Source organism: Luteimonas marina, from assembly GCF_007859325.1.
Lineage (GTDB): Bacteria > Pseudomonadota > Gammaproteobacteria > Xanthomonadales > Xanthomonadaceae > Luteimonas > Luteimonas marina.
Genome location: NZ_VOHK01000001.1, coordinates 283521 through 308562 on the forward strand (window position 1 = coordinate 283521; position 25042 = coordinate 308562).

The 25042-nt window shown below is 70.0% G+C and carries 21 protein-coding genes and 1 tRNA gene; 10 read left to right on the forward strand and 12 right to left on the reverse strand.

Going from position 1 to position 25042, the window contains the following annotated elements; all coding sequences use genetic code 11:
* Positions 1-11: 11 nt before the first annotated feature.
* From FQY83_RS01300 to FQY83_RS01315, 4 genes are all read left to right on the forward strand, one after another.
* Positions 12-2294, forward strand: coding sequence for a nitric-oxide reductase large subunit (locus tag FQY83_RS01300; protein WP_146384396.1), 2283 nt, complete (start codon positions 12-14; stop codon positions 2292-2294).
* Between the two features lie 88 nt (positions 2295-2382).
* The gene (locus tag FQY83_RS01305) at positions 2383-2640 is read left to right on the forward strand and encodes a DUF6522 family protein (protein ID WP_146384398.1); all 258 of its coding nucleotides are present in this window, start codon (positions 2383-2385) and stop codon (positions 2638-2640) included.
* A 338-nt stretch (positions 2641-2978) separates the two neighbouring features.
* Positions 2979-4202, forward strand: coding sequence for an NnrS family protein (locus tag FQY83_RS01310; protein ID WP_238333363.1), 1224 nt, complete (start codon positions 2979-2981; stop codon positions 4200-4202).
* A 52-nt stretch (positions 4203-4254) separates the two neighbouring features.
* Positions 4255-4656 (forward strand): SirB2 family protein, encoded by a 402-nt coding sequence (locus tag FQY83_RS01315; RefSeq protein WP_146384402.1) that lies wholly within the window; start codon positions 4255-4257, stop codon positions 4654-4656.
* 345 nt (positions 4657-5001) lie between these two features.
* Here FQY83_RS01315 and FQY83_RS01320 read toward each other — a convergent pair whose 3' ends face one another.
* Positions 5002-6087, reverse strand: coding sequence for an NAD(P)H-dependent flavin oxidoreductase (locus tag FQY83_RS01320; RefSeq protein WP_146384405.1), 1086 nt, complete (start codon positions 6085-6087; stop codon positions 5002-5004).
* A complete protein-coding gene (gstA, locus tag FQY83_RS01325; RefSeq protein ID WP_146384407.1) occupies positions 6084-6692 on the reverse strand; it encodes a glutathione transferase GstA in 609 nt (202 codons plus the stop codon). The genes FQY83_RS01320 and gstA overlap by 4 nt, the downstream gene beginning before the upstream one ends.
* 97 nt (positions 6693-6789) lie before the next feature.
* Between gstA and FQY83_RS01330 the strand changes: the two genes are divergently transcribed.
* Positions 6790-7716, forward strand: coding sequence for a LysR family transcriptional regulator (locus FQY83_RS01330; protein ID WP_146384409.1), 927 nt, complete (start codon positions 6790-6792; stop codon positions 7714-7716).
* A 154-nt stretch (positions 7717-7870) separates the two neighbouring features.
* On the opposite strand, the gene nirK is transcribed toward FQY83_RS01330, so the two are convergent.
* The 4 genes from nirK to rnd form a co-directional block, all read right to left on the reverse strand.
* On the reverse strand, positions 7871-9040 hold the full coding sequence (nirK, locus tag FQY83_RS01335) for a copper-containing nitrite reductase (protein WP_146384411.1): 1170 nt from the start codon (positions 9038-9040) through the stop codon (positions 7871-7873).
* A 144-nt stretch (positions 9041-9184) separates the two neighbouring features.
* On the reverse strand, positions 9185-10228 hold the full coding sequence (locus FQY83_RS01340) for a patatin-like phospholipase family protein (RefSeq protein ID WP_146385289.1): 1044 nt from the start codon (positions 10226-10228) through the stop codon (positions 9185-9187).
* Between the two features lie 437 nt (positions 10229-10665).
* Positions 10666-10741, reverse strand: a tRNA-Ala gene (locus tag FQY83_RS01345).
* A 14-nt stretch (positions 10742-10755) separates the two neighbouring features.
* Positions 10756-11889, reverse strand: coding sequence for a ribonuclease D (gene rnd, locus FQY83_RS01350; protein WP_146384413.1), 1134 nt, complete (start codon positions 11887-11889; stop codon positions 10756-10758).
* Between the two features lie 110 nt (positions 11890-11999).
* Here rnd and FQY83_RS01355 point away from each other — a divergent pair, with 110 nt between their 5' ends.
* Positions 12000-13871: an SUMF1/EgtB/PvdO family nonheme iron enzyme gene (locus tag FQY83_RS01355; RefSeq protein ID WP_146384416.1), complete on the forward strand. Its 1872-nt coding sequence runs from the start codon at positions 12000-12002 to the stop codon at positions 13869-13871.
* Between the two features lie 19 nt (positions 13872-13890).
* The gene (locus FQY83_RS01360) at positions 13891-14781 is read left to right on the forward strand and encodes a M48 family metallopeptidase (RefSeq protein WP_146384418.1); all 891 of its coding nucleotides are present in this window, start codon (positions 13891-13893) and stop codon (positions 14779-14781) included.
* Between the two features lie 142 nt (positions 14782-14923).
* Here the strand turns inward: FQY83_RS01360 and phbB (FQY83_RS01365) are convergent, their stop codons facing one another.
* The 4 genes from phbB (FQY83_RS01365) to gluQRS form a co-directional block, all read right to left on the reverse strand.
* Entirely contained in the window at positions 14924-15664 is a 741-nt protein-coding gene (gene phbB, locus FQY83_RS01365; protein WP_146384420.1) for an acetoacetyl-CoA reductase, read from the reverse strand.
* Positions 15665-15737: 73 nt separating this feature from the next.
* A complete protein-coding gene (phaR, locus tag FQY83_RS01370) occupies positions 15738-16211 on the reverse strand; it encodes a polyhydroxyalkanoate synthesis repressor PhaR (protein WP_146384422.1) in 474 nt (157 codons plus the stop codon).
* 325 nt (positions 16212-16536) lie between these two features.
* A complete protein-coding gene (phbB, locus tag FQY83_RS01375; protein WP_146384424.1) occupies positions 16537-17277 on the reverse strand; it encodes a beta-ketoacyl-ACP reductase in 741 nt (246 codons plus the stop codon).
* A 43-nt stretch (positions 17278-17320) separates the two neighbouring features.
* Entirely contained in the window at positions 17321-18241 is a 921-nt protein-coding gene (gene gluQRS / locus FQY83_RS01380) for a tRNA glutamyl-Q(34) synthetase GluQRS (protein ID WP_146384426.1), read from the reverse strand.
* A 140-nt stretch (positions 18242-18381) separates the two neighbouring features.
* Here gluQRS and htpX point away from each other — a divergent pair, with 140 nt between their 5' ends.
* Complete coding sequence (htpX, locus tag FQY83_RS01385) at positions 18382-19269, forward strand: protease HtpX (RefSeq protein WP_146384428.1); 888 nt, start codon at positions 18382-18384, stop codon at positions 19267-19269.
* A 215-nt stretch (positions 19270-19484) separates the two neighbouring features.
* On the opposite strand, the gene FQY83_RS01390 is transcribed toward htpX, so the two are convergent.
* Both FQY83_RS01390 and epmB read right to left on the reverse strand, forming a co-directional pair.
* Positions 19485-21575 (reverse strand): EAL domain-containing protein, encoded by a 2091-nt coding sequence (locus FQY83_RS01390; protein WP_146384430.1) that lies wholly within the window; start codon positions 21573-21575, stop codon positions 19485-19487.
* 64 nt (positions 21576-21639) lie between these two features.
* Positions 21640-22638 (reverse strand): EF-P beta-lysylation protein EpmB, encoded by a 999-nt coding sequence (gene epmB / locus FQY83_RS01395; protein WP_146384432.1) that lies wholly within the window; start codon positions 22636-22638, stop codon positions 21640-21642.
* 87 nt (positions 22639-22725) lie between these two features.
* On the opposite strand from epmB, the gene efp reads away from it, so the two are divergent.
* Complete coding sequence (gene efp, locus FQY83_RS01400; protein ID WP_146384434.1) at positions 22726-23292, forward strand: elongation factor P; 567 nt, start codon at positions 22726-22728, stop codon at positions 23290-23292.
* A 406-nt stretch (positions 23293-23698) separates the two neighbouring features.
* Complete coding sequence (locus tag FQY83_RS01405) at positions 23699-25042, forward strand: TRZ/ATZ family hydrolase (RefSeq protein ID WP_146384436.1); 1344 nt, start codon at positions 23699-23701, stop codon at positions 25040-25042.

The following is a 25042-nucleotide window of genomic DNA, read 5'->3' on the forward strand; positions in this document are numbered from 1 at the left end:
AGGCCCGCAAGATGAACTCCACACGCAAGCTCTGGACAGGATTGGCGATCCTGCTGCTCAGCTCCTTCGCCGTATTGCTCTGGGTGGGCAGCGAAGTCCACCGCCAGGCGCCGCCGATGCCCGAACGGGTGGTCTCCACCGACGGCAGCGTCGTCTACACCCGCGCCGACATCGAGACCGGCCGCCAGGTCTGGCAGTCGATCGGCGGCCAGCAGCTCGGCTCGATCTGGGGCCACGGCGCCTACGTCGCTCCCGACTGGGGCGCGGACTGGCTGCACCGCGAGGCCGAGGCGATCCTCGACCTCTGGGCGCAGCGCGAGCACGGGCTGGAGAGCTACAGGCAGCTCGACGCTCCCGCGCAGGCGGCCTACGCCAGCCGCGTGCAGGCGCTGCTGCGGCCCAACACCTGGGACGAGGCCTCGCAGACGATCACCCTCGATGCCGACCGCGTCGCGGCGATGCAGTCGGTGGCCGCGCACTACACCAGCCTGTTCGGCAACGAACCGGACACCGCGGAACTGCGCGAAGCCTACGCCATGCGCAACAACACCGTGGGCACGCAGGAGCACCGCGAGGCGCTGACCGCGTTCTTCTGGTGGGCGGCGTGGGCGTCGGTGACCGAGCGTCCCGGACAGGAGATCAGCTACACCGCCAACTGGCCGGCCGACAAGCTGGTCGGCAACACGCCGCCGCCCAGCGCCTTCCTGTGGACGGTGTTCAGCGTGCTGTTCCTGATCGCCGGCGTGGCGCTGCTGGGCTGGCACTACGCGGTCAGCCACGGCGACGAGATGGTGCCGGTGCTGCCGAAGTCCGACCCGCTGGCGGGCATCACCGTCACGCCCTCGATGCGCGCCACGGCGAAGTACTTCTGGGTGGTGATGGCGCTGTTCCTGGTGCAGATCCTGCTCGGCGCCACCACCGCGCACTACCAGGTGGAAGGGCAGGAGGCCTACGGCTTCGCGCTGGCGGAGATCCTGCCGTACTCGCTCACGCGTACCTGGCACACGCAGCTGGCGGTGCTGTGGATCGCGACCGCGTGGCTGGGCATGGGCCTGTACATCGGCCCGGCGATCTCCGGGCACGAACCGCGGTTCCAGCGGCTGGGCGTGAACTTCCTGTGGGTCTGCCTGATCGTGATCGTGGTCGGTTCGTTCGCGGGCCAGTGGTTCGCGGTGATGCAGAAGCTGGGGCTGGCGAAGAACTTCTGGTTCGGCCACCAGGGCTGGGAGTACGTCGACATCGGCCGCTTCTGGCAGTGGTTCCTGTTCATCGGCCTGATGCTGTGGCTGACCCTGGTCGGGCGCGCGCTGTGGCCGGCGATCCGGAGCGGCGGCGAATCGAAGTCGATCGTCAGCCTGCTGTTCCTGTCGGTGGTGGCGATCGGCATCTTCTACGCCGCCGGGCTGATGTGGGGCGAGCACACGCACCTGTCGATGGTCGAGTACTGGCGCTGGTGGGTGGTGCACCTGTGGGTGGAGGGCTTCTTCGAGGTGTTCGCGGTGGCGGTGATCGCCTTCCTGTTCACCCGCCTGGGGCTGCTGCAGGTGAAGTCGGCGACGATCGCGGTGCTGTTCGCGACCATCGTGTTCATGGCCGGCGGCGTGCTCGGCACGCTGCACCACCTGTACTTCGCCGGCACGCCGACCGCGGTGATCGCCATCGGCGCCAGCTTCTCGGCGCTGGAGGTGGTGCCGCTGGCCTACGTTGGCTTCGAGGCCTACCACAGCTACAGGCTGGGCAAGGCCACGCCGTGGATGCAGAAGTACCGGTGGCCGATCATGTTCTTCATCGCGGTCGCGTTCTGGAACCTCGTCGGCGCAGGGCTGTTCGGCTTCCTGATCAACCCGCCGCTGCCGCTGTACTACATGCAGGGCCTGAACCTCACGCCGCTGCACGGGCACACCGCGCTGTTCGGGGTGTACGGCATGCTCGGCGTCGGCCTGATGCTGTTCTGCCTGCGCGGGCTGAAGCCGGACGTGGCCTGGAACGACCGCGCACTGAAGGTCTCGTTCTGGGCCTTCAACATCGGCCTGGCCGGGATGGCGCTGCTGACCCTGCTGCCGATCGGCGTGCTGCAGCTCAACGCCGCGCTCAAGCACGGCTACTGGTACGCTCGGTCGGCCGAGTTCATGCAGCAGCCGCTGATCGAGCTGCTGGTATGGCTGCGCGTGCCGGGCGACACGATCTTCAGCGTCGGCGCGCTGGCGCTGGCCTGGTTCATGCTGCGGCTGTGGATCGTGCCGAAGCGGCGGACGGTGGCGGCGGGCGAGCCCGCGGCGGAGACCGGCCTCTGACGGGGCCGGCGCCCATGCCTTCCCCCGCCCGCGGGGGAAGAGCCTGCCCTGAGCGTAGCCGAAGGCACGAAAAAAACGGGAGAGGACGATGTCCGGGAACAAGCGCATCGACATCGACGTCAATCCGGTCGTGGAGATCGACGGCGCCTTCGTGGCGCAGGGCCTGGGCCTGGAGGTCGCGGAGTTCCAGCGGCTGATGGAGTCGCACGGGATTTCGATCCTGTGCGAACGCGGCACCGGCGAGGACGAAGGCCTGTACCGCGCGAGCTTCTACCACGGCGACCGCCGCGTGCGCCTGGTCGTCGACCGCAACGGTGCCCCCGTCGATCCACGCCACAAACTGTAGGAGCGCCTTCAGGCGCAACCATCCGACGGGCGCGTCGAACGTCCGGTCGCGGCTGAAGCCGCTCCTACAGGGAAGGGTCGGTGCCGATTCCAACCCGCATGTCATTCCGAACCCGCGAAGCGGGTGAGGAATCTCCTGTCCGGCCATGTCCGCACGGTGCGGGCACGGCAGAGCCCTCGCCTGCGGCTCGGGATGACAGGCAAAGCGCCTGACGGCGTTCGCGGCGACAGGCCGCCGAGCGTGCTCGATCAACAGCCGCGGCAATCCTCCGGCCAGCGGCGCCCGCGACTTGACCTGCGTCAACGCCCGAAGCGCTCCCTTCGACGAAGATGCCGGGCATGACGACGCCCGCTCCCGCGCCTTCTCCGAGCCTGCTGGCCGCCGCCCCGCACCGGCTGATGTTCTTCATCGGCGCCGGCAACGTGCTGCTGGCGATGGCATGGTGGGCGGCCTGGCTGGCCGCGCAGCGTTGGCCGGGGCTGCTGCAGGTGCCGCAGGCGGCGACGTATCCCGGCTGGCTGCACGCTTTCGTGATGCAGTACCAGGTGCTGCCCAGCTTCTTCTTCGGCTTCCTGCTGACGGTGTTCCCGCGCTGGATGGGCCTGCCCGAGGTGCCGCGCTGGCGCTATGTGCCGGTGGGCGTGGGCATGTTCGGCGGGCAGGCGATGATGCTGCTCGGCGCGCTGGGGCTGGAGGTGGCGCTGGTCGTGGGCCTGTTCATGACGCTGGCGGGGTGGGGCAGCGGCGTGTGGATCCTCGGCCGGCTGGTGCTGGCCGAGCGCGGCCGCACCTGGCACGCGCGCTCGTGCTTCGCGGCGATGCTGCTGGGGCTGGCCGGCGTGCTCTGTTTCGGCCTGTTCCTCGCCACCGGCTCGCCGTGGTGGGTGCTGGGCGGGATCAAGCTCGGCACCTTCGGTCTGCTGTTGCCGGTGTACCTGACCGTCGCGCACCGGATGTTCCCGTTCTTCGCCGGCAACGCGGTGCCCGGCTACGTCGCATGGCGGCCGATGTGGGTGCTGGCCGCGGTCTGGCTGCTGGCGATGGCGCACCTGGTGCTGGAACTGCTGCACGCCTACGGATGGTTGTGGCTGGTGGACCTGCCGATGCTGGCGCTCTCGCTGTACGTGCTGTGGCGCTGGTGGCCGCGCGGCGCCGCGCCGGGGCTGCTGTGGGTGCTGTTCGTCGGCCTGCTGTGGTGGCCGGTGACGTTCCTGCTGTTCTCGGCGCAGAGCCTGGTGTTTCTCGGATCGGACGAGTTCCTGCTCGGCCGCGCGCCGGCGCACGCATTGTTCATCGGCCTGTTCGGCAGCCTGCTGGTGGCGATGGTGAGCCGGGTGACGCAGGGCCACTCCGGGCGGCCGCTGAGGATGTACGGCCTGGCCTGGTTCGCCTTCGTCGGCATCCAGGCGGTCGCGGCGATGCGAATCGCCGCCGAGGTGATGCCCGACGTGCTGCTGTGGCAGGCGCTGTCGGCGATCGGCTGGCTGCTGGTGCTGTCGCCGTGGGTGCTGCGGATCGGCGCGATCTACCTGTCGCCGCGCGTGGACGGCAAGCCTGGATGAGGAGTGTCCAGGGGGTTCCGGGCGGTGTCCAACGGCTACCATCGGTGAATCGATGATCGAGTTCTACCCGCAGATCAAGCACGCCCACATCGGCCTCGCCCTGCTCAGCGGCAGCCTGTTCGCGCTGCGCGGCGCGCTGCTGCTGGCCGGCGCGCGCTGGCCCGGTGCGGCGCCGGTACGCTACCTCAGCTACACCATCGACACCGCGCTGCTGACCGCGGCGATGATGCTGCTCACCATCCTCCCCGGCGCGCTGTACGCCAACGGCTGGCTGGCGGTGAAGGTCGCGCTGCTGGTCGTGTACGTGGTGCTCGGCGTGTTCGCCCTGCGCCGCGGGCGGACGACGCAGGCACGCGCGGTCTGCTATGTCGCCGCGCTGCTGGTCTTCGCACAGATGTACTTCATAGCGAGGACGCACCATCCTTTCGGGGTGTTCTATTTGCTTGGCTGGTGAGCGGGATTGCCAAAGGGCGTGCCAAAGGGGAAGGAGGCAATTAACCGGCCTTGGGACGTTTGGCAAGGGCGTATGTGCGCGAAGCGACGTGTTAGAGGCCGGGTGGAGTCTGGTATCAATGTATCGGCCGGCGGCATTGCGGGGGTGTGAAATGAGGAGCGATGCAAGGGGAAAGCCCGCTTAATTCCCTCCGTCCCCTCTGTTGCCTTTGTTGGTCCCCTTTGTTGCCGGCTATGCCGGACGTTGCGGAGCGCTTCGCGGGAACACACTGCTGGGAAAGCCGCCTGCACAATGCGGAGGTGGCGTCCGGCAGCGTGGATGAGGGACGAGTTCCATGGGAAGCGTTCAATCGCCCAGCAATCGCGCCTCCACCTCATCGATCAGCGCTGCCGTAAGCGCCGACGCGCTTCGATGCCGCAGCAACGGCGCCGATTGCCCCGCCCACAGCGGCATCAGGTCGGCGCGCCCCTGGGCGATGGCGGCCTGCCGCATGGCGCCGGTCAGCCAGCTCTGCACCGGATAGGGAGGCAGCGCGTTCTCCCGGCCGCGCATCCGCGTCATCAGCGGATTCACGAGTCCGCGCGCCAGGCGACCGCTGAAGGCGCGGGTCAGCCCGGTGCGCTTCGCCTCGTCCCCGAACAGGCGTTCGCGATGCAGCGCGCTGGCGTTCGACTCGTCGCAGGCAAGGAACGCGGTGCCGATCTGCGCCGCCTGCGCGCCGAGCGACAGCGCGGCGAGGATGCCACGCCCGTCCGCAATGCCGCCGGCAGCGATCACCGGCGCGCGCACCGCATCGGCGACCTGCGGGATCAGCGACAGGCCACCGGTCAGACAGTCCTCGGGTTGGCGAAGGAACGAGACGCGATGACCGCCGGCTTCGAAACCCGTGGCGACGATCAGGTCGACGCCGGCGCGGTCGAGCGCGATGGCTTCGTCCGGCGTGGTGACCGCTCCGATGGTGGCGATCCCCAGCGTTCGGCAGCGGTCCAGGATCGCCGGCGGCGGCACGCCGAAGACGAAGCTGAAGGCGGCGGGGCGCGCGTCGAGGAGGGCTTCGATCTGGTCTTCGAAGCGGGGCGTGAAGCGTTCGGGACGCGGCGGCGGATCGATGCCCAGTTCGGCGTAGTACGGCGCGAGCAGTGCGGCATGGTTCGCGTAGGCGTCGTCGTCGATCGGCGGATCGTCGCTGTCTTCGAAGGGCAGCCAGAGATTCAGGGCGAACGGACGGTTCGTCCGGGCGCGGATCGCCGCCGCCACGCCGGCGATGCCGGCGGCATCCAGGTGATGCGCACCGAACGATCCGAGGCCGCCGGCCTCCGACACCGCCACCACCAGGTCCACGGAGGACAGGCCCCCGCCGAACGGACCCTGCACGATCGGCCGGACGAGGCCGAGCCGCTGCGCGACCTTGCCGCGGGTCCATGCCTTCATGCCGGCATCCCCTCGGCGCGCATGGCCTCCTGCACCGCGGGCCTGGCGGCGATGCCGGAGAGGAAGTCCTGGAGATGGCGCAGGTCGGCCAGGTCCGGACCGACAAGGCGCGACCAGCCCGCGACGGTGAACAGGTAGGCGTCGGCGAGCGTGAAGTGCGAACCGTGCAGGAAGCCGCGGTCCGCCAGTTGCGCATCGATCCAGACGAACTTTCGCCGCAGTTCGGCCAGGAACACCTGCCTGCTGGCAGGGTCGAGCGCCGGGTTGAACAGCGGACTGAAACACTTGTGCAGTTCGCTGGAGATATAGGCCTGCCACTCCAGGACGCGGTAGCGGGACGGATCGCCGGTGTCCGGGAGCAGCGCGCGGTCCCCGGCCCGCTCGGCAATGAACTGGGCGATGACCGGGCCCTCGGTGAGGCGGCGCCCGTCGGCCAGTTCCAGGACGGGGACCTTCCCCTTGGGATTCACCGCGTGCAGGTCGCCTTCGCCTTCGATGAGGTGGCGCTTCAGGTCGACCCTGGCCAGCGAGAACGGGGTGCCCGTCTCGCGCAGGAGGATGTGGGGGACGAGGGAGCAGGTGCCTGGCGCGTAGTAGAGCTTCATGGACGGGTCCGGGAAGGGGTCGCCGACGATGCTATTCAGGACTTCTGAGTCAATAAATGGCCCATAATCAACTTCATTCATTACATGAAGTGAATGCATGTCGCGCCATCTGGACGATCTGATGCTCGGGACCCTGGAGCTGTTCTGTCTCGCGGCCGAGCACGGCAGCTTCGTCGCCGCGGCCCGGCGCGCCGGGGTCACGCCCGCCGCCGTGAGCCGGACGATCGCGCGCCTGGAGTCGCGCCTCGGGACCCGCCTGTTCGCGCGCACCACGCGGCGGATCCGCCTGACCGAACAAGGCGAGGCCTACTACGCCCGCTGCCGGCAGGCGTTGACCCAACTGGTCGAGGCGGAGCGCGAACTGAGCGGCCGGCAGGTGCGGCCCGGGGGCACGATCCGCATCAGCCTGCCCACGCCCCTGGCGCACCTGCGCATCCTGCCGCTGCTGCCGGAGTTCCGGCAGCGCTATCCGGACGTGGCGCTGGACGTCCACGTGAGCAACCGGAACATCGATTTCGTCGCAGAGGGCTTCGACCTGGCGGTGCGCGGCCGGAATCCGCCGGACTCGGGCCTTGTCGCGCGTCGATTGCTGGATGATCCGCTGGTGGTCGTCGCCGCACCCGGCTACCTTGCCGACGCCGGAACGCCCGCCACGCTGGAAGACCTGGCAGGACACGAATGCATCCAGTTCGACCTGCCGAGCAGCGGACAGCGCGTGCCTTGGCTGTTCCGGCGGGAAGGCGTGGATGTCGACGTGCCGGCGGGGGGCGGGTTGCGCTGTTCGGACGATCTGCTCGCCACCATCACGCTCGCGCGACACGGCGGCGGATTGATCCAGGTGCCGCGCTTCATGGTCGAGGAGGATCTGCGCCGTGGTGTCCTGGTGGAGGTGATGCGGAGTCATGCCGGCAGGACAAGATCCTTCTCGCTGCTGTATCCGGCCAATCGCCATATGCCGTTGCGCACGCGCGTGTTCATCGACTTCCTGCTGGAACGCATCGCCGGGACAGCGGGGAGCGGGTAGCGAGCGCCGGTTCTCTATCGACCTTCTTGCCGCTCGAGTGTGGGCGAGGCGCGCGGCATGCACGCGCCGAACCTCCATCGCTGAAATCCGGATGCAAAAAAAGCCATCCCCGCATTGCGCGGGGACGGTTTTCGGCGATGCAGATGCTACGGGACTACTTCGCGACCGGCAGCGACAGATCGGTGTCCGGCTTGATCGCCCCGACCGGCGAAGGCGTCGTCATCAGGTCGTGGTTCCACTTGTCGCCGTCGACCTTGATGTGCGCGGCCGCGCCGAGCAGTACCGCCTCGATCAGGTTGTGGTTGAGGTACACGTGCAGGCCGGGCTGGTGGAAGGTGTACAGCGCCGCGCCCGCCGAGCCGCCGCGGATGAACCAGGTCTCGAGGTCCTTGAGCGGGGCGTTGTTGAACTTGCCTTCTTCCCACACGTAGTCGCCGTGGCCGCCGATCAGGTGCGGACGGGTATCGCGGTTGGCCTGCGAGTGCACCAGCAGCAGCGTCTCGCCGACCTTGCTGGTCATCGCGTTGTCGCCGGCCAGCGCGCCGACGGCGCCGTTGAAGACGATGTGCGAAGGCACCAGCCCCTTCATCGCGGCGAGCGTGTCGGGCAGCGATTCGGCGTGCGAGGCGTAGGACTTGAAGTTGCCGTTGGCGTCGCGCGGGATGTAGAACTCGGTCTCGCCGACGTAATAGGCGCGGTCGTAGCGCAGCGGCTTGCCGTCGCCGTCCTTCAGGCCGTCGCGCGGCAGCACCATGATCGTGCCGTGCATGCCGGCGACCACGTGCCACGGCGTCATCGGGCCGCCCGGGGCGCAGTGGTAGACGAAGGTGCCCGGGCGCGTGGCCTTCCAGCGCAGGGTGACTTCCTCGCCGGGCTGGATGACGGTCAGGTCGCCGCCGCCGAGCGCGCCGGTCGCGGCGTGGAAGTCGATGTTGTGCGGCATCGCGTTGCTGGCGAGGTTGACCAGGGTCACTTCGACGTAGTCGCCCTCGTGCACCACCATCAGCGGGCCGGGGATCGAGCCGCCGAAGGTCATCGCGTGCATCTTCGTGCCTTCGCCGTCGATCACGATTTCCTCCTCGACAATCGGCAGGGTGAACTGCACCACCTTCGGCCCGCCTTTGGCGACCTGGTCGTGGTCGTGGACGAACGGCGGCCGCTTGAGCTGGACCTGCTGGCGGGGCAGGGCGGCCAGGTCGGAGGCCTGGTCGAGGGTCGCGTTGACGAGTTCGAGCGCGTCGACGGCGTGCGCGGGCGAGGGTGCGCCGGCGGCGGCCGCGAGCGCGAGGGCCGATGCCAGTACGCTTGTCTGCAGCAGTTTCATGGGAGGCTCCTGATGTGCTCCGTGGTGTCTGGAGCCATCGTGGAACCGGGCCTTGCGGCGACCATTGATCGAGATCAATCCCGGCGCGCGGATGCTGCCTTGCGGGCGGGAGAGTGCAACGCGCTTGACATGGATCAAGCGCACTCAGCCGCAGGGCTTGTCCTTCGCGAACGGGTTGAGCCGGCGCACCCAGCTGTCGCCGCAGTCGATGTCGACCGGTGCCTGCGCCGCGGCCTGGACGGCCGCCTGTTGCGTCGCCTCGTCGCGCCGCGCCTGCTCGACGGCGGCGATCCTCGCGCGGATCTGCGGCAGCGCCGCCAGCGCCGCGCGTTCGCCTTCGAGGATGGCGGCGTTGCGCTGCTCGAAGCTGACCGGGCCGATCTCGTTGACCTGCGGCTGGATCACCACGTCGGCGCGCGCCAGCTCCTGCCGGCCGAGGGTCTGGCCCATGATCGTGATCGACTGGTTGACGATGCCGGCCATGCCGGTGGGCGTGCGGCCGCCGGCCTTGCTGGAGATGTCGATGGCGATGACCAGGTCGGCGCCGAGCTGGCGCGCGGCGTCCACCGGCACCGGGCTGACCACGCCGCCGTCGACGTAGCTGCGCTCGCCGATGCGCACCGGCTCGAACACGCCCGGCACGCTGCTCGAGGCGCGCACCGCCTGCCCGGTGTTGCCGCGCACGAACACCACGCGGTCGCCGGTGTCCAGACGGGTGGCGACGGCGGCGAAGGGCTTCTTCATGCGCTCGATCGGCAGCCGGCCCACTTCGCCGTTGACGTAGTCCTGCAGCGCCTGGCCCTGTACCAGCCCGCCGGAGAACAGGCGCACGTCGCGCAGCGTGGATTCGTCCAGCGCCATCGCGCGCTCCTGCATGCGGAATGGATCCATGCCGCTGGCGTAGAGCGCGCCGACCACGCTGCCGGCGCTGGTGCCGGCGACGACGTCGGCGCGGATGCCGTTGGCCTCGAGCATCTTGATCGCACCGATGTGGGCGAAGCCCTTGGCCGCACCGCCGCCGAGGGCGAAGCCGATGCGCAGCGGCGGAGCCTGCGGCGCGGGTGCGACGACGGCCGGGGCGGGCGGCGGATCGGCGCGGGTCGCGTCACGGCCGCCGCAGGCGGCGAGTGCGGCGAGCAGCAGGCCGGCGACAAACGAACGACAGGGAAGGCGGGCGGGCAGGCGCATGGCGGGTCGCGGGCGGGAAGCGTCGGCAGCATAGCCGCCGCCGGCCTGTCGCCAGCTGAAGCGGAGTCCGGACAAGAGCGATTCCGGTCCAGACACGAATCGTCATTCCCGATCAGGCGGCACGGTCCCGAAGCGGGGGACCGCAACCTGTCATTCCGGTATCCGACCTGTCATTTCGACCGAAGGGAGAAATCTCCGGCCCGGGGATGCGAACCGGAAACAGCTGCAGGAGGGGTCTCGACAGGACGGTCGGGCTTCGGCGTTGCGGAGATTTCTCCCTTCGGTCGAAATGACAGGCTTCGGTCGAACGACAGGCGGGAAGGTGTGCCTGAAGCCCTGTCAGCGCACGGGATTAAGTCGGGCGGGGGCGCCCGCATCGATGACAGGCCCCAACCCCCTTGAAAGCAAAAGCCGCCCGAAGGCGGCTTCTGGAATGGTGGTGGAGCCAGGGAGGATCGAACTCCCGACCTCGTCATTGCGAACGACGCGCTCTCCCAGCTGAGCTATGGCCCCACGGCAGGCGGCGATTATACGGATGTCGCGCTGGCCTCGCCAGCCACCTCCAGCAGCGGCGACAGCGACGGTTCGAGTTCGGCGCGGCGCCAGCCCGAGAGCACGCCCGGCCAGTCCTCGCCGTCGAGCAGGGTCTCCAGCCAGCGGCGCGAGGCCAGCACGCCGTCGGGCAGGCCGAGTTCGACGCTGCGCGCGGACACCGCGTCCTGCAGCCGCCGCAGGGCCTTGCGGTCGCGTTCGCTGGTGCGCGGCGCGGGCGCGTCGTCCTCGTCCGGCAGGGGCGTGTCGAGCGCGGTCCAGATCGCGGCGGCGAGCTTGCGCGGGGACCTGGGGTGCGCGTCGAGCAGGCGTTCGAGCTCGCCGCGGTCGCGCGGCGCTTCGCGCGCGAGCGTGGTCGCGAGTTCGTTGTCCAGCACCCAGTTGCGCGGGCGGTCGCTGCGCCGCGCCTGCACGTCGCGCCAGCGCAGCAGGCGCAGCAGGCGGCGGCGGCCGTCGTCGTCGAGGAACTGCGCGCTGCGCAGCGACAGGTGCGGCCAGCGTTCGCCGTCGTCGCTGCGGGCGTTGTCGACCATCCGCGCGCAGTCCTCGGCGAACCAGCCGTCGCGCCCGAGCGCGCGCAGCTTCGCGTCCAGCGCGTCGTGCACGGCGAACAGGTGGCGCACGTCGTCCGCGGCGTAGGCCAGCTGCGCCGGCGACAGCGGACGCTTCATCCAGTCCGAGCGCGTCTCGCCCTTGTCGACCGCGATGCCGAGCAGGTCCTGCACCAGGCGCTGGTAGCCCAGGCCCGCGCCGACGCCGGCCAGCGCGGCGGCGATCTGGGTGTCGAACAGCGGGTCGGGGACCACGCCGCAGGCGTGCTGGAACGCGACCAGGTCCTCGCTCGCGCTGTGCATGATCTTGAGGATCGAGGTGTCCGCCAGCAGCGGCCCGAGCGCGTCGGTCATGCCCGGTGCGAGCATGTCGAGCAGCAGGATGGTCGGCGCATCGGCCGAGGGGACCTCGATCGCGACCTGCGCCAGCGACAGCTGCGGCCAGTAGGTCCGCTCGCGGATGAATTCGGTATCGACCGCGACGCGCTTGCCGGCGTTTGCGAGATGGGTCTGGAGGAGGGCGGGGTCGGTGACCCAGAGCGCTGGCGATGACGACATGGGGCCGCAGCCTAACGGCGCATGGGTCGTCGTGGCAATCCTGAAGCGGTGCGGAGTGCCGCATCCACCGGGTTTCGCGCGCCTTGGCGCGATGGCTTAATCTGGTACGGATGCTATCGAGGGAGCCTGGCTTGCGTGGAATCTGGATCGCGTTGGCGTTCTGCGCGGCGTTCTGCGCGGCATGCACGCGCGACGCCGGCAACGGCGCCCGCCCGCAGGAAGACGCGGCGTCCGCGGACGCCGCGGAAGGCAGCGTCACCATCAGCGGCGACGACCGCGACGCCGCGGGCCTGACCTGGCCGGTGCCGGCGGTCGAGGCCACGGAGGAGAACGCGGCCGAACTGCGCCGGCGCGCGACGGCCGCGCTGTCCGAAGGCCGCCTGCACGAGGATGCGGACGCCGCGATCCCGATCTATCTCGCGCTGTCGACCCTGCCCGACCACGCCCGGTTCGCGGAAGCGGGCCTGCAGCGTGCGCTGCCGCGGGTGCTGGCGCGCGGCGACGAGGCGCTCACCGGGGCGGACGAGGACATCGAGGCGCTGCGGCGCGCCGCGCAGCTGGCGGCGGTGGCGCGCACGGTCGATGCCGAAGACGCGGCGGTGGTCGACTTCCTGCAGCGGCTCGACCTCGCCGAGCGCGTCCGGGCGCTCAACGAGGCCGGCGAGAAGGCGCTCGCCGCCGGCACGCTCGGCGAAACCGGCGGCGGCGCGCTGGCCGCCTTCCGCGAGGCGCTCGAACTGCATCCCCGGCAGCCGCGCGCCCGGCAGGGCATGGCCGCGGTCGAGAGCGCGCTGATCCGGCGCGCCGAGGACGCGGCGCAGGCGGCGGATTTCGAGCTCGCCCAGCGCTGGCTGGCGCACGCGGCGGAAGTGCGCCCGGATGAGGGCATGGAAACCGTGACTGACGCGCTGGCCCGCGTCGCGCAACTGCGCGCCACGCGCGTCACGCGACTGCGCGACCTCGGCATCGCGGCGCTGCCGAAGTTCGGCGGCGTCGATCTCGCGCGCCGCCACCTGGTGGAGATGCTGCGCATCGCGCGCCCGGGCGACCCGGCCGCGGCCGAACTGCGCGAGCGCATCGACCTGGCGGTGCACTACGGCCTGTACGCGCCCGGCCAGGTGTTCACCGACGCGCTGCAGACCGGCGGCCGCGGCCCGCAGATGGCGGTGGTGCCGCACGGCGCGTTCACCATGGGCGCGGCCGACGGCGAACGCGACGCCAGCGACTACGAGCGGCCCGCGCATCCGATCCGCTTCGGGCGCGGCTTCGGCATGTCGATCCGCGAGATCACCGTTGGCGAATTCCGCCGCTTCATCGCGGCCACCGGGCACCGCACCCGCGCCGAACGCCGCGGCTTCTCGATGGTCTACGACGAGCGCAGCGGCAATTTCGTGCGCCGCAGCGGCGTCGGCTGGCATTCGGACTACCTCGGCGTGCCGGCCGACGACGGCCTGCCGGTGCTGCACGTCAGCGCCCGCGACGCCCAGGCCTACGTGGAATGGCTGGCCGAGCAGACCGGCCGGCGCTATCGCCTGCCGAGCGAGGCGGAGTTCGAATACGCGCTGCGCGCCGGCGGCAGCGGCCGCTATCCCTGGGGCGACGGGCCGCCGTCGCCGGGGCAGGCCAACACCACCGGCGCGAACGACCGTTCCCCCGCCGGCCGGACCTGGGCGAACGCGTTCCCCGACTACGGCGACGGCCACTGGGGACCGGCCCCGGTCGGCAGCATGGCGGCCAATTCATGGGGCCTGCACGACCTCGATGGCAACGTCAGCGAATGGGTGGCCGATTGCTGGCACCATAGCTACCGGCGGGCGCCGAAGGACGGCTCGGCCTGGGTCAATCCCGGCTGCCGCGACCAGGTCATCCGCGGCGGCTCCTGGGCGAGTTCGCCGGCGCAGACGCGCTCGGCGTGGCGGGCCCCGGCATCGGTGGATACCACCAATGCGCGGATCGGTTTCCGCGTGGTGCGTGATTTGTAAGGCCTGGAGAAACGACACGATGCGACGCGATCCTTTCGGCGGAAGCCAGCAACAGCCCTCCGCGCGCCGGCGCGGCATCAATCCGCGCTTCCTGATCCTGCTGCTGTTCGCCGGCTACGGCGTCTACTACTACTTCTCCAACCAGTCGATCGACGCGGTCACCGGCGAGTCGGTGCTGATCGACAAGTCGCTGTCGATCGAGGACGAGAAGTCGCTGGGCCTGCAGGCCTACCAGGAGATCCTGCAGCAGGAGCGGCCGGTCGATCCGAATTCGCAGATCGCGCAGCAGGTGCGCAGCATCGCGCAGCGGCTGATCGCCAAGGTGCCCGAGGTCGAGGCGGCGCTGGCGGCCGAGCACAACCAGGCGGCGCCCACGTTCTCGCGCGGCTTCGAATGGGAGGTCAATGTCATCCAGTCCGAGCAGGCCAACGCCTTCTGCCTGCCCGGCGGCAAGATGGCGGTCTACACCGGACTGGTGCCGGTGGCGCAGAACGAGAACGCGATGGCGGTGGTGATGGGCCACGAGATCGCCCATGCCCTGCTGCGGCACGGCGCGCAACGCATGGCGCAGCAGAAGCTGAGCCAGGTGGGGCAGATGGCCGGCGCGATGAGCGGCATGGATCCGCAGCAGCAGCAGATGATCATGGCCGCGATGGGCTACGGCTACCTGCTGCCGTACGCGCGCAAGCACGAGACCCAGGCCGACGAGGTCGGACTGATGCTCGCCGCCGCGGCCTGCTTCGACCCGCGCGAGTCGGTGCCGCTGTGGGAGCGCATGAGCGAGGCCAGCGGTGGCCAGGCGCCGCCCGAGTTCTCCTCGACGCATCCCAACCCGGGCACGCGCATCGCCAACCTGCAGTCGCTGATGCCCAAGGCGCTGGAGTACCGCCAGCGGTTCTGCAAGCAATGAACGTGGCCATCTTGTAGCGCCTTCAGGCGCTCCCTTCGCGGTCGTAGGTCGGCCCTACGTGGCCGACGCCGTGGCCGCCGATCGCCGGGCGTCGGGGGCGTAGCCCCGACCTACGTGCCATGTCATTGAACGCGAGTGGGTATCAGAACCCCATGTACAGCCCGCCGTTGACGGGGATGTTGGCGCCGGTGATGTAGCCGGCGTCGTCGGCGCTGAGGAAGGCGACGGTGCGCGCGATCTCCTCCGGCTGCCCGAGCCGGCCCACCGGCACCTTGTCGACGATGCCCTGGCGGATGTCCTCGGGGATCGCCGCGACCAGCGCGGTCTCGCAGTAGCCCGGCGACACCGAGTTGACGGTCACGCCCTTGCGCGCCACCTCGCGCGCCAGCGCCATCGTGAAGCCGTGCATGCCGGCCTTGGCCGCGGAGTAGTTGGTCTGGCCGAACTGGCCGGTCTGGCCGTTGACCGAGCTGATGTTGACGATGCGGCCGAAGCCGCGCCCGCTCATGCCGTCGACCGCGTGCCGGCACAGGTTGAACACGCTGTCGAGGTTGACGTTCATCACCGAATCCCACTGCACGCGATCCATCTTGCGCAGCGTGGTGTCGCGGGTGATGCCGGCGGCGTTGACCAGGATGTCGAGCGAACCGTGCCGTGCCTGCACCTCGTCCACGAAGGCGCCGCAGGCGTCGAAGTCGGAGACGTCGAGCGGCGCGAAGCGGATGTCGTGGCCGTCGACCTCGTGCTCGAAGCGCGCGACTCGCTCCGGGTTCGATCCCAGGTCGGCGGCGACGACGCTGCGTCCGGCGCGGGCGAGCGCGACGCAGATGGCCGTGCCCAGTCCGCCGATGCCGCCGGTGACGACGGCCGTGCGTTTGCTCATGGTGTTGGCTGGATGCGGGAGAAGGAGGGAGGCCGGCCGCGGTTCCCCTGCGGCGGGCGGCGGGCGCGGGCGGTCAGCGACCGCGGCGATCCGGGTCCGGCTTCTGGCCGACGCTGCCGATCAGGTTCTTCTGGAATTCCTTCCACAGGTCCATGTTGCGTTCGGTCAGCTGGTTCATCATCGCCCACGGCGTCTGCCCCAGCAGGCCGCCCATCTGCTGCCGGAACTGCTGCTGCTGGTCCAGGAAGGCCTGCATCGAGTGCTCGAGGTAGTTGCCCATGAAGCCCTGCAGCGAATCGCCGTAGAAACGGATGATCTGGCTGAGCAACTGGGTCGACAGCACCGGCTCGCCGTCGGACTCATGCTCGGCGATGATCTGCAGCAGGACCGAGCGGGTGAGGTCATCGCCGGACTTGGCGTCGCGCACCTCGAATTCCTCGCCGTCGACGATCAGCTGGCGCACGTCCTCGATCGTGATGTAGCTCGAGATCTCGGTGTCGTAGAGGCGGCGGTTGGGATACTTCTTGATGATGCGCGTCGCGGCCATGGAGCAAATGCTCAAGTGATGGTGCCGCGCAGCATGGCGCAGCGCAGCACGGCTTGCAAGCCGGCCGGTTCAGGAGGCAGCGCCGCCGGGCCGGCTGCAGTCCGCGGCGGTCGCCGGAACATGCTGCGCAACATACGCCGGGGTCCGGGCGGTGACCGGCGCAGCAAAAAGGCCGGCGATGCCGGCCTTTCGCGGTGCAGCCCCAGCCTTCCTGCCGTCATCCCGGCGAAAGCCGGGATCCATCCTGATCCTGCCGTTCAATGGCGCCGGGAACCGCAAATGGATCCCGGCTTTCGCCGGGATGACGACCGGGAGGGAGCCCGCCTCACCACCCCATGTGGTGCCCACCGTTGATGTCGAGGTTGGAGCCGGTGATCCACGCCGCCTGCTCGTCGACCAGGAAGGCCACGGCGTAGGCGATCTCCTCGGGCTTGCCCAGGCGCCCGGTGGGAATGTCGGCGGCGATCTTGGCGCGGACTTCCTCGGGTACCGCCATCACCATGTCGGTGGCGACGTAGCCGGGCGAGACGGTGTTGACGGTGATGCCGAGCTTGGCGTTCTCGCGCGCCAGCGAGATGGTGAAGCCGTGCATGCCGGCCTTGGCGGCGGCGTAGTTGGCCTGCCCGTACTGGCCCTTGAGGCCGTTGATCGAGCTGATCTGGATGATCCGGCCCCACTTGCGCCCGCGCATGCCCTCGATCACCGGGCGGGTGACGTTGAACACCGAGTTGAGGTTGGTGTTGATGACGTCGCCCCACTGCGCGGCGCTCATCTTGTGGAAGGTGCCGTCGCGGGTGATGCCGGCGTTGTTGACCAGGATGTCGATGGGGCCGAGCGTCTTCTCGACCTCGCGCACCATCGCCTCGGCCTCGTCCGGCGAGGTGACGTCGCCCTTGACCAGGGCGAAGTCGTAGCCGTCGGCCTTCATCTGCGCCTGCCAGGCCTTCGCCTTCTCCTCGCTGCGGTAGTTGGTCGCCACCTTGTGGCCCTGGTCCGCAAGCTTCTTGCAGATCGCCGTGCCGATGCCACCGGTGCCGCCGGTCACCAGAGCCACGCGTGTCGTCATGTCGTCCACTCCGTTTCGCCGCTGCCGCGGCACCGGCGACAGTCTAGTCGCCGTTTGCGACGGATGCGTTGTGCATCGCGGCGTGAAGCGGCGCCGGCGCGCGCGGAATGCGCGAGGGGTCGAAGGAGGCGATGGCCGACGACAGGAAGGCGTCCACGTCCGCCGCCGCGGCGACCGAGGCTTCGGTCTGGCCGAGGGCCTGCCACGCGCGGCGCAGCGCGGGCAGGGGCGCGTCGTCGTCGACCGGCAGGGCGGCCGCGGATTTCGACAGCTTGTGGCCGGCGTCGTCGAGCACCAGCGGCAGGTGGGCATGGCGCGGCGTCGGCAAACCGAGCAACTGCTGCAGCAGGATCTGCCGCGGCGTGGAGTCGAGCAGGTCGGCGCCGCGGACCACGTCGGTGATGCCCTGGGCGGCATCGTCGACCACCACCGCCAGCTGGTAGGCCCATGGGCCGTCGGCGCGGCGCAGGACGAAGTCGCCGACCTCGTTGGCCACGTCCTGGCGGACGCGGCCGTGGAGGGCGTCGTCGAAGGCGATCACGCAGCCGTCGGGCACGCGCAGGCGGATGGCGGGATCGTCGCGCTGGGCGCCGGGCACGCAGCGGCGGTGGACGCCGCCGCTTTTGGCCAGCGCGGCGCGGCTGCAGTGGCAGGCGAAGGCGTCGCCGCTGGCCAGCAGGTGGTCCAGCGCCGCCTGGTACAGTGCGCCGCGCGCACGCTGGTGGAGCACGGGGCCGTCGCCGTGCAGGCCGAACGCGGCCAGCGTGCGCAACTGCCGCTGCGCCGCGCCGGGAACCTCGCGCGGCGGATCGAGGTCCTCCACGCGCACCAGCCACGCGCCCTTGGCCCGGCGCGCCATCAGCCAGCTGCCCAGCGCGGCCACCAGCGACCCGAAATGCAGCGGGCCGGTGGGCGAGGGGGCGAAGCGGCCGCGGTAGGGTGGGCGCGGGAACGGATCGGGCATGGACGGCGACTGAATGGAACGGCTGGTGACGCACGCTCCGCGGGGCGATGCCGGCGCATGCGACTTGAATTTCACCTTGCGCAACCATAATCGATCCCTGCGACGGGCGCCCGACGACGCCCGCCAGGAAAGACACGACCATGTTCAAGCGCATCACCCTGTTCCTGCTCACCAACCTCGCGGTGCTGGCCCTGGTCAGCATCGTCATGGCGATCTTCGGCGTGACCCCGTCCACCTTCGCCGGCCTGCTGGTCTTCGCCGCGCTGTTCGGCTTCGGCGGCTCCCTGATCTCGCTGTTCCTGTCGAAATGGACCGCCAAGCGCTTCAGCGGCGCGCAGGTGATCGAGCAGCCGCGCAACGAGGTCGAGCGCTGGCTGGTCGAGACCGTGCGCCGGCAGGCGCAGGCCGCCGGCATCGGCATGCCGGAGGTGGCGGTCTACGACGCGCCCGAGATCAACGCCTTCGCCACCGGCGCCAACCGCAACAACGCCCTGGTCGCGGTGTCGACCGGCCTGCTGCGGGCGATGGACCGCGACGAGGCCGAGGCGGTGCTGGCGCATGAGGTCAGCCACGTCGCCAACGGCGACATGGTGACCATGGCCCTGCTGCAGGGCGTGCTCAACACCTTCGTGATCGTGCTGGCGCGAGTGGTGGCGCGCGCGCTGAGCAACTACATGGGGCGCGACATGGGCGGGATCGCCTACTTCGCCGTCGTGTTCGTGCTCGACATGATTTTCGGCCTGTTCGCGAGCATGATCGCGATGTGGTTCTCGCGCCAGCGCGAGTTCCGCGCCGACGCCGGCGGCGCCGCGCTGGCCGGCAAGCCGAAGATGATCGCCGCGCTGGAGCGGCTGGCGCAGAACCACGGTCAGAACACGCTGCCCAAGCAGATTGCCGCGTTCGGCATCAGCGGCGGCATCGGCCACGGCCTGAAGCGGCTGCTGATGAGCCACCCGCCGCTGGAGGAGCGCATCGCCGCGTTGCGCAATGCGCAGCCGGAGACACTGCGGCAGGGGGTGGTGGCCTGAGTGGATCTTGGTCGCAGAGCTGCAATCGAAAGGCCCGCCTTCGGCGGGCCTTTTTATGGCTTGGGGATCGGGGATCCGGCAGCTTGCGAGGCCTTGTCATCCCGAGCGCAGCGAGGGATCTGGCATCCGCAGGCCGGAAACAAGATCCCTCGCTGCGCTCGGGATGACAGCGTCATGTTTTTCGATTCCCGATTCCCGATTCCCGATTCCCGGCTTCACTCGAAGTCGTAGTTCATCACCGGACTCGACGTCGCCAGGAAGTGCCCCTCCACATAGTCCACGCCCGACGAGAACAGGATCGACATGCTGGCCGCATCCTGCACGTATTCGGCGATGGTGCGGATGCCGAGTTCGCGCGCGCGCTTGGCGATGTCGCGGACGCGGGTCTGGTTCTCCTCGTTGCGCGGCAGGTCCTCGATGAAGCTGCGGTCGATCTTGAGCATGTTCGGCTTGAGGTGGGCCAGCAGCTGGAACGAATCCAGGCCGACGCCGAACTGCTCCAGCGCCAGGCGCGAGTCGTAGCGGCCGATCGCCTCGGCGAAGGCCTGGGTCGCCTTGAGGTGGGTGAACACCTTGGCCTCGGGCAATTGCAGGACGAGGTACTCACCGGGGACGCCGTGCGCCGCCAGCTGCTCGCCGATGAAGGCGGCCAGGCCGGGGTCGTCGAGCGCGGCCTGGCTGACCTTGACCAGCAGCGTGGTCGGGCGGCTGGCCTGGATGCGCTGGCCGATCACCGCGATCGCCTGCCCGAGCACGGCGCGGTCGATCTCGCCGAGCAGGGCGTGCTCCTCGGCGATCTGCATGAAGTTGCCGGGCAGGATCAGCTGGCCGTCGCCGGGATCGAGCCGCATCAGCGCCTCGTAGGTCGCGCCGGTGTCGCCCTGCAGGTTGATGATCGGCTGGTAGTGCAGCACGAAGCGCTGGTTGTCGAGCGCTTCGCGCAGGCGCGCCACCCAGGCGCGCACGTGCTCTTCCTCGGCGCGGTCCATGGCCGCCGGGTCGAAGACCTCGAAGCGGTTGCCGCCGACGTCGCTGGACGACTCCACGCCCTGCGTGGCCTTGGCCAGCACCTGCGAGACGCTGGCGATCTTCTCGCCGATCTGCACGCCGCCGATGCTGGCGGTGATGACGCTCGAGCGCGTGCCGATCGAGAACACGTCGGCGGAGAAGGCGGCGAGGATCTGCTCGGCCAGCGCCGAGGTGCCGGCGTAGTCGCTGCCGCGCAGCAGCACCGCCAGGGTGTGCTCGGAGAAGCGGGCGCCGATCGCGCGGCCGGCCAGCGCCTTGTCCTGCAGCACCGCCTGCAGCCGCTCGCCGATCGCGGCCAGCAGCGCGTCGGCCGAGTCCAGGCCGATGTCCTGCAGCAGGCGGTGGTAGTGGTCGGGCGCGATCATCAGCAGGCCGTGCTGGCCGTTGTTCTGGCCGGCGTCGTCGACCGCGTCCTCCAGCGAGCGCAGGAAGGTCGGGCGGTTGAGCAGGCCGGTGACCTGGTCGCGCTGGCGCAGTTCCTCCAGCTCCTGCGCCAGCTCCGGGTCGAACTCCTGGCGGCGCAGCACCAGCTGCAGGCAGGTCTCGCCCTCGTACTGGGCCTGGGTGAACTCCATCGACGCCGGGAAGGCGTTGCCCTCGAGGTCGCGCGCCTCCAGTTCGTAGCGCGGCGGCGGCGGGTCGCCCTTGGCCAGCGACTTGAGCAACTGCTTGAAGTCCTCGACGTGCTGCGGGCCGACCATGTCCAGCAGCGACATGCCCTCGATGTCCTCGAAGCTGTCGTAGCCGAACATCTCCAGGTAGGCGGCGTTGGCGCGGATGTGCATGCCCTCGTGCACGTAGGCGATCGGGTCGCGCGAGGATTCGATCAGCGCGTCGCAGCGGCGCTCGGTCTCGCGCACGCGCGCCTCCAGGCGGCGCTGGGCGCGGCGCGCCTCCAGGTCGGCCCATTCGTTGTGGACCTGCGACAGCACCTGCTGCGGCCGGTGGCGCAGGGCGACGGCGCGCGCGCCGGCGGACAGCACGGCGTCGTACTGCGCCTCCTCGAGGCGTTCGGCGATCGCGATCACCGGCAGGTCCTTGCCGCTGCCGGTGACCAGCTGCATGGTGTCCTCGAACGGCAGCGACTGCGCGGCCAGCGCGGCCAGCACCAGGTCGGCGGGGCCCGACAGCGCGGTGGTGAGTTCGTCGGCGGTGGCTGCGCGCACCGGGCGCACGGCGATGCCGGCGTTGCGCAGGCCGCTGACCAGCGCTTCGGCGTCCTCGACGCGCTCGTCGACGATCAGCAGGCGCAGGGCGTTGTCGGGCTTTTTCGACATGCTGTCCTCCGGTGGAACCGGGGTTTATGCCACGGGCCGGGCGTCGTCGTCCATCGCGAGGGGGTCACAGCGGACGCTTCGATGCGTCTCCTGCGACCTCGCGCACGAGTCGCGGCAGCAGGTAGCCGGGCAGCCGCGCGCGCATGGCGGCGTGCAGCGCCAGCGCCTCGTCGTCGGGCACTTCGAATTGGGCGGCGCCGGCGACGCGGTCGAGCTGGTGCAGGTAATAGGGCAGCACGCCGGCAGCGAAGCTGCGCTCGTGCAGGGCGGCCTGCGCGTCGAGCGTGTCGTTGACCCCGCGCAGCAGCACCGCCTGGTTGAGCAGGGTCGCGCCGGTGGCGCGCAGGCGGGCCATGGCGGCGTCGACGGCGGCGTCGAACTCGTTGGCGTGGTTGGCGTGGACCACGATCGCGACCGGCCAGGGCAGCGCGCGCAGCCATGCGGCGAGGGCGTCGTCGACCCGCTCGGGCAGGACGACCGGCAGCCGCGTGTGGATGCGCAGCCGGCGGACGTGGGCGATGCCGGCCAGCGCCTCGGTCAGCTCGGCGAGCTTGGGCGTGGCCAGTGACAGCGGGTCGCCGCCGGAGAGGATCACCTCGTGCAGCGAGTCGTCGTCGCGGATCGCCGCCAGCGCCTCGCGCCAGCCGCTGGCGGCCGCGGTCTCCTCGGCATAGGGGAAGTGGCGGCGGAAGCAGTAGCGGCAGTGCACCGCGCAGCTGCCGGTGGCGACCAGCAGGGCACGGCCCCGGTACTTGTGGATTACGCCGTGGCCGGCCTTCGCCCCGGCGTCGCCGACCGCGTCCAGCGAGAAACCGGGCACGATCCGCGACTCCTCGTCCAGCGGCAGCACCTGCCGCAGCAGCGGATCGTCCGGATCGCCGCGGCGCATGCGGGCGACGAAGCCGCGCGGCACGCGCAGGGGGAAGGGGCCCGCGGCATCGGCCACGCCGGCGAGGCCGTCCAGGCCGAGCAGGGCCAGCAGTTCGCGGGGCTCGCGGATGGCGTCGCGCCAGTGCTGCTGCCAGCCCTGCGGCTGCAGCCGGGCGGGGGCAGCAGGTATCATTGGCGGTCAGATTTCTTCGGCCCGGCGGCGCCGGACCCTCGATTCCCACCATTCTAGCCGCCCGCGGGCGGCCCAGCAGGAGACCCCATGGCCAGTTTGGGCATGAACGACGTCAAGAACGGCCAGAAGATCCTGGTCAACAACGAACCGGCGATCATCACCGAGACCGACTACGTCAAGCCCGGCAAGGGCCAGGCCTTCACCCGCGTGCGCTACCGCCTGATCAAGTCGGGCCGGGTGCAGGAAATCACCATGAAGTCGACCGACTCGGTCGAGGCCGCGGACGTGGTCGACACCGACATGCAGTACCTCTACAGCGACGGCGAGTACTGGCACTTCATGAACCCGGAGAGCTTCGAGCAGGTGCAGGCCGACGAGGCCGGCATGGGCGGCGCCGAGAAGTGGCTCAAGGGCGAGGAGACCTGCGTGGTCACCCTGTGGAACGGCAATCCGATCGCCGTGACCCCGCCGAATTTCGTCGAATTGCTGATCACCGAGACCGATCCCGGCGTGAAGGGCGATACCGCCGGCACGGGCGGCAAGCCGGCGACGCTGGAAACCGGGGCCGTGGTCCGCGTGCCGCTGTTCGTCGGCCAGGATGAGGTGATCAAGGTCGACACCCGCTCGGGCGAGTACGTCAGCCGGGTGAAGTGACGCAATGGCCTGCGCGCGCAGCGCGCAGCTGCCATTGCGTCATCCCGAGCCAAAGGCGAGGGATCTTGCCGCCGTCGTCGGGATGCCCTGCCGAAGGAGCAGATTCCTCCCCCGCTGCGCGGGCTCGGAATGACAGGAAGAAATGACATTGTCATCCCGAGCCGCAGGCGAGGGATCTTGCCTGATGGCCGACGTGCCCACCGCAAGCCAGGTTCTTCACCAGTCAGGCCGACATCCCCGCGAAGGCGGGGACCCAGTGTCTTTGCACGAAGATCAACATGGATCCCCGCTTTCGCGGGGATGACGTCGGGCTGAATACAGTTCCGGCGCCGCCAAACCGCGCCGGAACGGCGACACACGCGACCCCGTCATCCGCATCGCCCGCAAGGGATGACAAAATGGTGCGATGACGAATCCCCAAGCCCCCCAAACCTGCGATCTCCTGATCGAAGCCGGTTTCGTCGTCCCGGTCGAACCGCACGGCGTGGTGCTCGAAGACCACGCGGTTGCCGTGGACGGCGGCGTGATCCTCGCCGTCCTGCCCATCGCCGAGGCGCGCGCCCGCTACGCGCCGAAGGAAACGGTCTCGCGCCCCGACGCGGCCCTGATCCCCGGCCTGGTCAACGCCCACACCCACAACCCGATGACCCTGCTGCGCGGCGTCGCCGACGACCTGCCGCTCAAGGTCTGGCTGCAGCAGCACATCTGGCCGATCGAGGCTGCGGTGATCAGCCCTGCGTTCGTCGAGGACGGCGTCACCCTGGCCATCGCCGAACTGCTGCGCGGCGGCGTGACCTGCGTCAACGAGAACTACTTCTTCCCCGACGTGCAGGCCGCGACCTATCGCAGGCACGGTTTCCGCGCCCGCATCGGCCTGCCGGTGATCGATTTCCCCACGGCATGGGCGAAATCGGACGACGAATACTTCGACAAGGCCGGCGAGGTCCACGACCAGTGGCGCGGCGATCCGCTGGTCGCCACCGCGTTCGCGCCGCACGCGCCGTACACGGTCAACGACGCCAACTTCGAGCGCGTGCGCATGCTCGCCGACCAGCTCGACCTGCCCGTGCATCTGCACCTGCACGAGACCGCGCAGGAAGTCGCGCAGTCGATCGACGAGCACGGCCAGCGCCCGATCGCGCGTCTCGACCGGCTCGGCCTGATCAACGACCGCCTGATCGCGGTGCACATGACCCAGCTGACCGAGGCCGAGATCCACCTCTGCGCCGAACGCGGCGTGAGCGTGGTGCACTGCCCGGAGTCGAACCTGAAGCTGGCCTCCGGGTTCTGCCCGGCCTGCGCGCTGGCCCGCGCCGGCGTCACGCTCGCCATCGGCACCGACGGCGTCGCCAGCAACAACGACCTCGACATGTTCGGCGAGACCCGCACCGCCGCGATCCTGGCCAAGACCGTGGCCGACGACGCGGCCGCGCTGGACGCGTTCGCGGCGCTGCGCGCGGCGACGCTCGGCGGTGCGAAGGCAATCGGCTTCGACCACATCGTCGGCACGATCGAAGCCGGCAAGCAGGCCGACCTCGCCTGCGTCGACCTGTCGGCGCTGGAGACCCAGCCGCTGCACCACGTGGTGTCGCAGCTGGTCTACGCGACCGGCCGCCACCAGGTCGGCGACGTCTGGATCGCCGGCCGCCACAAGCTGCGCGAACGCGTGCTGGTGGACATGGATGCGGCCGGGATCGTCGCCAATGCCCGCCAGTGGCGTGAGCGCATCGCCGCGGTCCGGACCTCCTGA

What these genes read in the sequence shown, in the direction of transcription:
- FQY83_RS01300 (WP_146384396.1), top strand. Translation starts at nt 12, where the DNA reads ATGAACTCCACACGCAAGCTCTGGACAGGATTGGCGATCCTGCTGCTC.
- FQY83_RS01305 (WP_146384398.1), top strand. Translation starts at nt 2,383, where the DNA reads ATGTCCGGGAACAAGCGCATCGACATCGACGTCAATCCGGTCGTGGAG.
- FQY83_RS01310 (WP_238333363.1), top strand. Translation starts at nt 2,979, where the DNA reads ATGACGACGCCCGCTCCCGCGCCTTCTCCGAGCCTGCTGGCCGCCGCC.
- FQY83_RS01315 (WP_146384402.1), top strand. Translation starts at nt 4,255, where the DNA reads ATGATCGAGTTCTACCCGCAGATCAAGCACGCCCACATCGGCCTCGCC.
- FQY83_RS01320 (WP_146384405.1), bottom strand. Translation starts at nt 6,087, where the DNA reads ATGAAGGCATGGACCCGCGGCAAGGTCGCGCAGCGGCTCGGCCTCGTC.
- gstA (WP_146384407.1), bottom strand. Translation starts at nt 6,692, where the DNA reads ATGAAGCTCTACTACGCGCCAGGCACCTGCTCCCTCGTCCCCCACATC.
- FQY83_RS01330 (WP_146384409.1), top strand. Translation starts at nt 6,790, where the DNA reads ATGTCGCGCCATCTGGACGATCTGATGCTCGGGACCCTGGAGCTGTTC.
- nirK (WP_146384411.1), bottom strand. Translation starts at nt 9,040, where the DNA reads ATGAAACTGCTGCAGACAAGCGTACTGGCATCGGCCCTCGCGCTCGCG.
- FQY83_RS01340 (WP_146385289.1), bottom strand. Translation starts at nt 10,228, where the DNA reads ATGCGCCTGCCCGCCCGCCTTCCCTGTCGTTCGTTTGTCGCCGGCCTG.
- rnd (WP_146384413.1), bottom strand. Translation starts at nt 11,889, where the DNA reads ATGTCGTCATCGCCAGCGCTCTGGGTCACCGACCCCGCCCTCCTCCAG.
- FQY83_RS01355 (WP_146384416.1), top strand. Translation starts at nt 12,000, where the DNA reads ATGCTATCGAGGGAGCCTGGCTTGCGTGGAATCTGGATCGCGTTGGCG.
- FQY83_RS01360 (WP_146384418.1), top strand. Translation starts at nt 13,891, where the DNA reads ATGCGACGCGATCCTTTCGGCGGAAGCCAGCAACAGCCCTCCGCGCGC.
- phbB (WP_146384420.1), bottom strand. Translation starts at nt 15,664, where the DNA reads ATGAGCAAACGCACGGCCGTCGTCACCGGCGGCATCGGCGGACTGGGC.
- phaR (WP_146384422.1), bottom strand. Translation starts at nt 16,211, where the DNA reads ATGGCCGCGACGCGCATCATCAAGAAGTATCCCAACCGCCGCCTCTAC.
- phbB (WP_146384424.1), bottom strand. Translation starts at nt 17,277, where the DNA reads ATGACGACACGCGTGGCTCTGGTGACCGGCGGCACCGGTGGCATCGGC.
- gluQRS (WP_146384426.1), bottom strand. Translation starts at nt 18,241, where the DNA reads ATGCCCGATCCGTTCCCGCGCCCACCCTACCGCGGCCGCTTCGCCCCC.
- htpX (WP_146384428.1), top strand. Translation starts at nt 18,382, where the DNA reads ATGTTCAAGCGCATCACCCTGTTCCTGCTCACCAACCTCGCGGTGCTG.
- FQY83_RS01390 (WP_146384430.1), bottom strand. Translation starts at nt 21,575, where the DNA reads ATGTCGAAAAAGCCCGACAACGCCCTGCGCCTGCTGATCGTCGACGAG.
- epmB (WP_146384432.1), bottom strand. Translation starts at nt 22,638, where the DNA reads ATGATACCTGCTGCCCCCGCCCGGCTGCAGCCGCAGGGCTGGCAGCAG.
- efp (WP_146384434.1), top strand. Translation starts at nt 22,726, where the DNA reads ATGGCCAGTTTGGGCATGAACGACGTCAAGAACGGCCAGAAGATCCTG.
- FQY83_RS01405 (WP_146384436.1), top strand. Translation starts at nt 23,699, where the DNA reads ATGACGAATCCCCAAGCCCCCCAAACCTGCGATCTCCTGATCGAAGCC.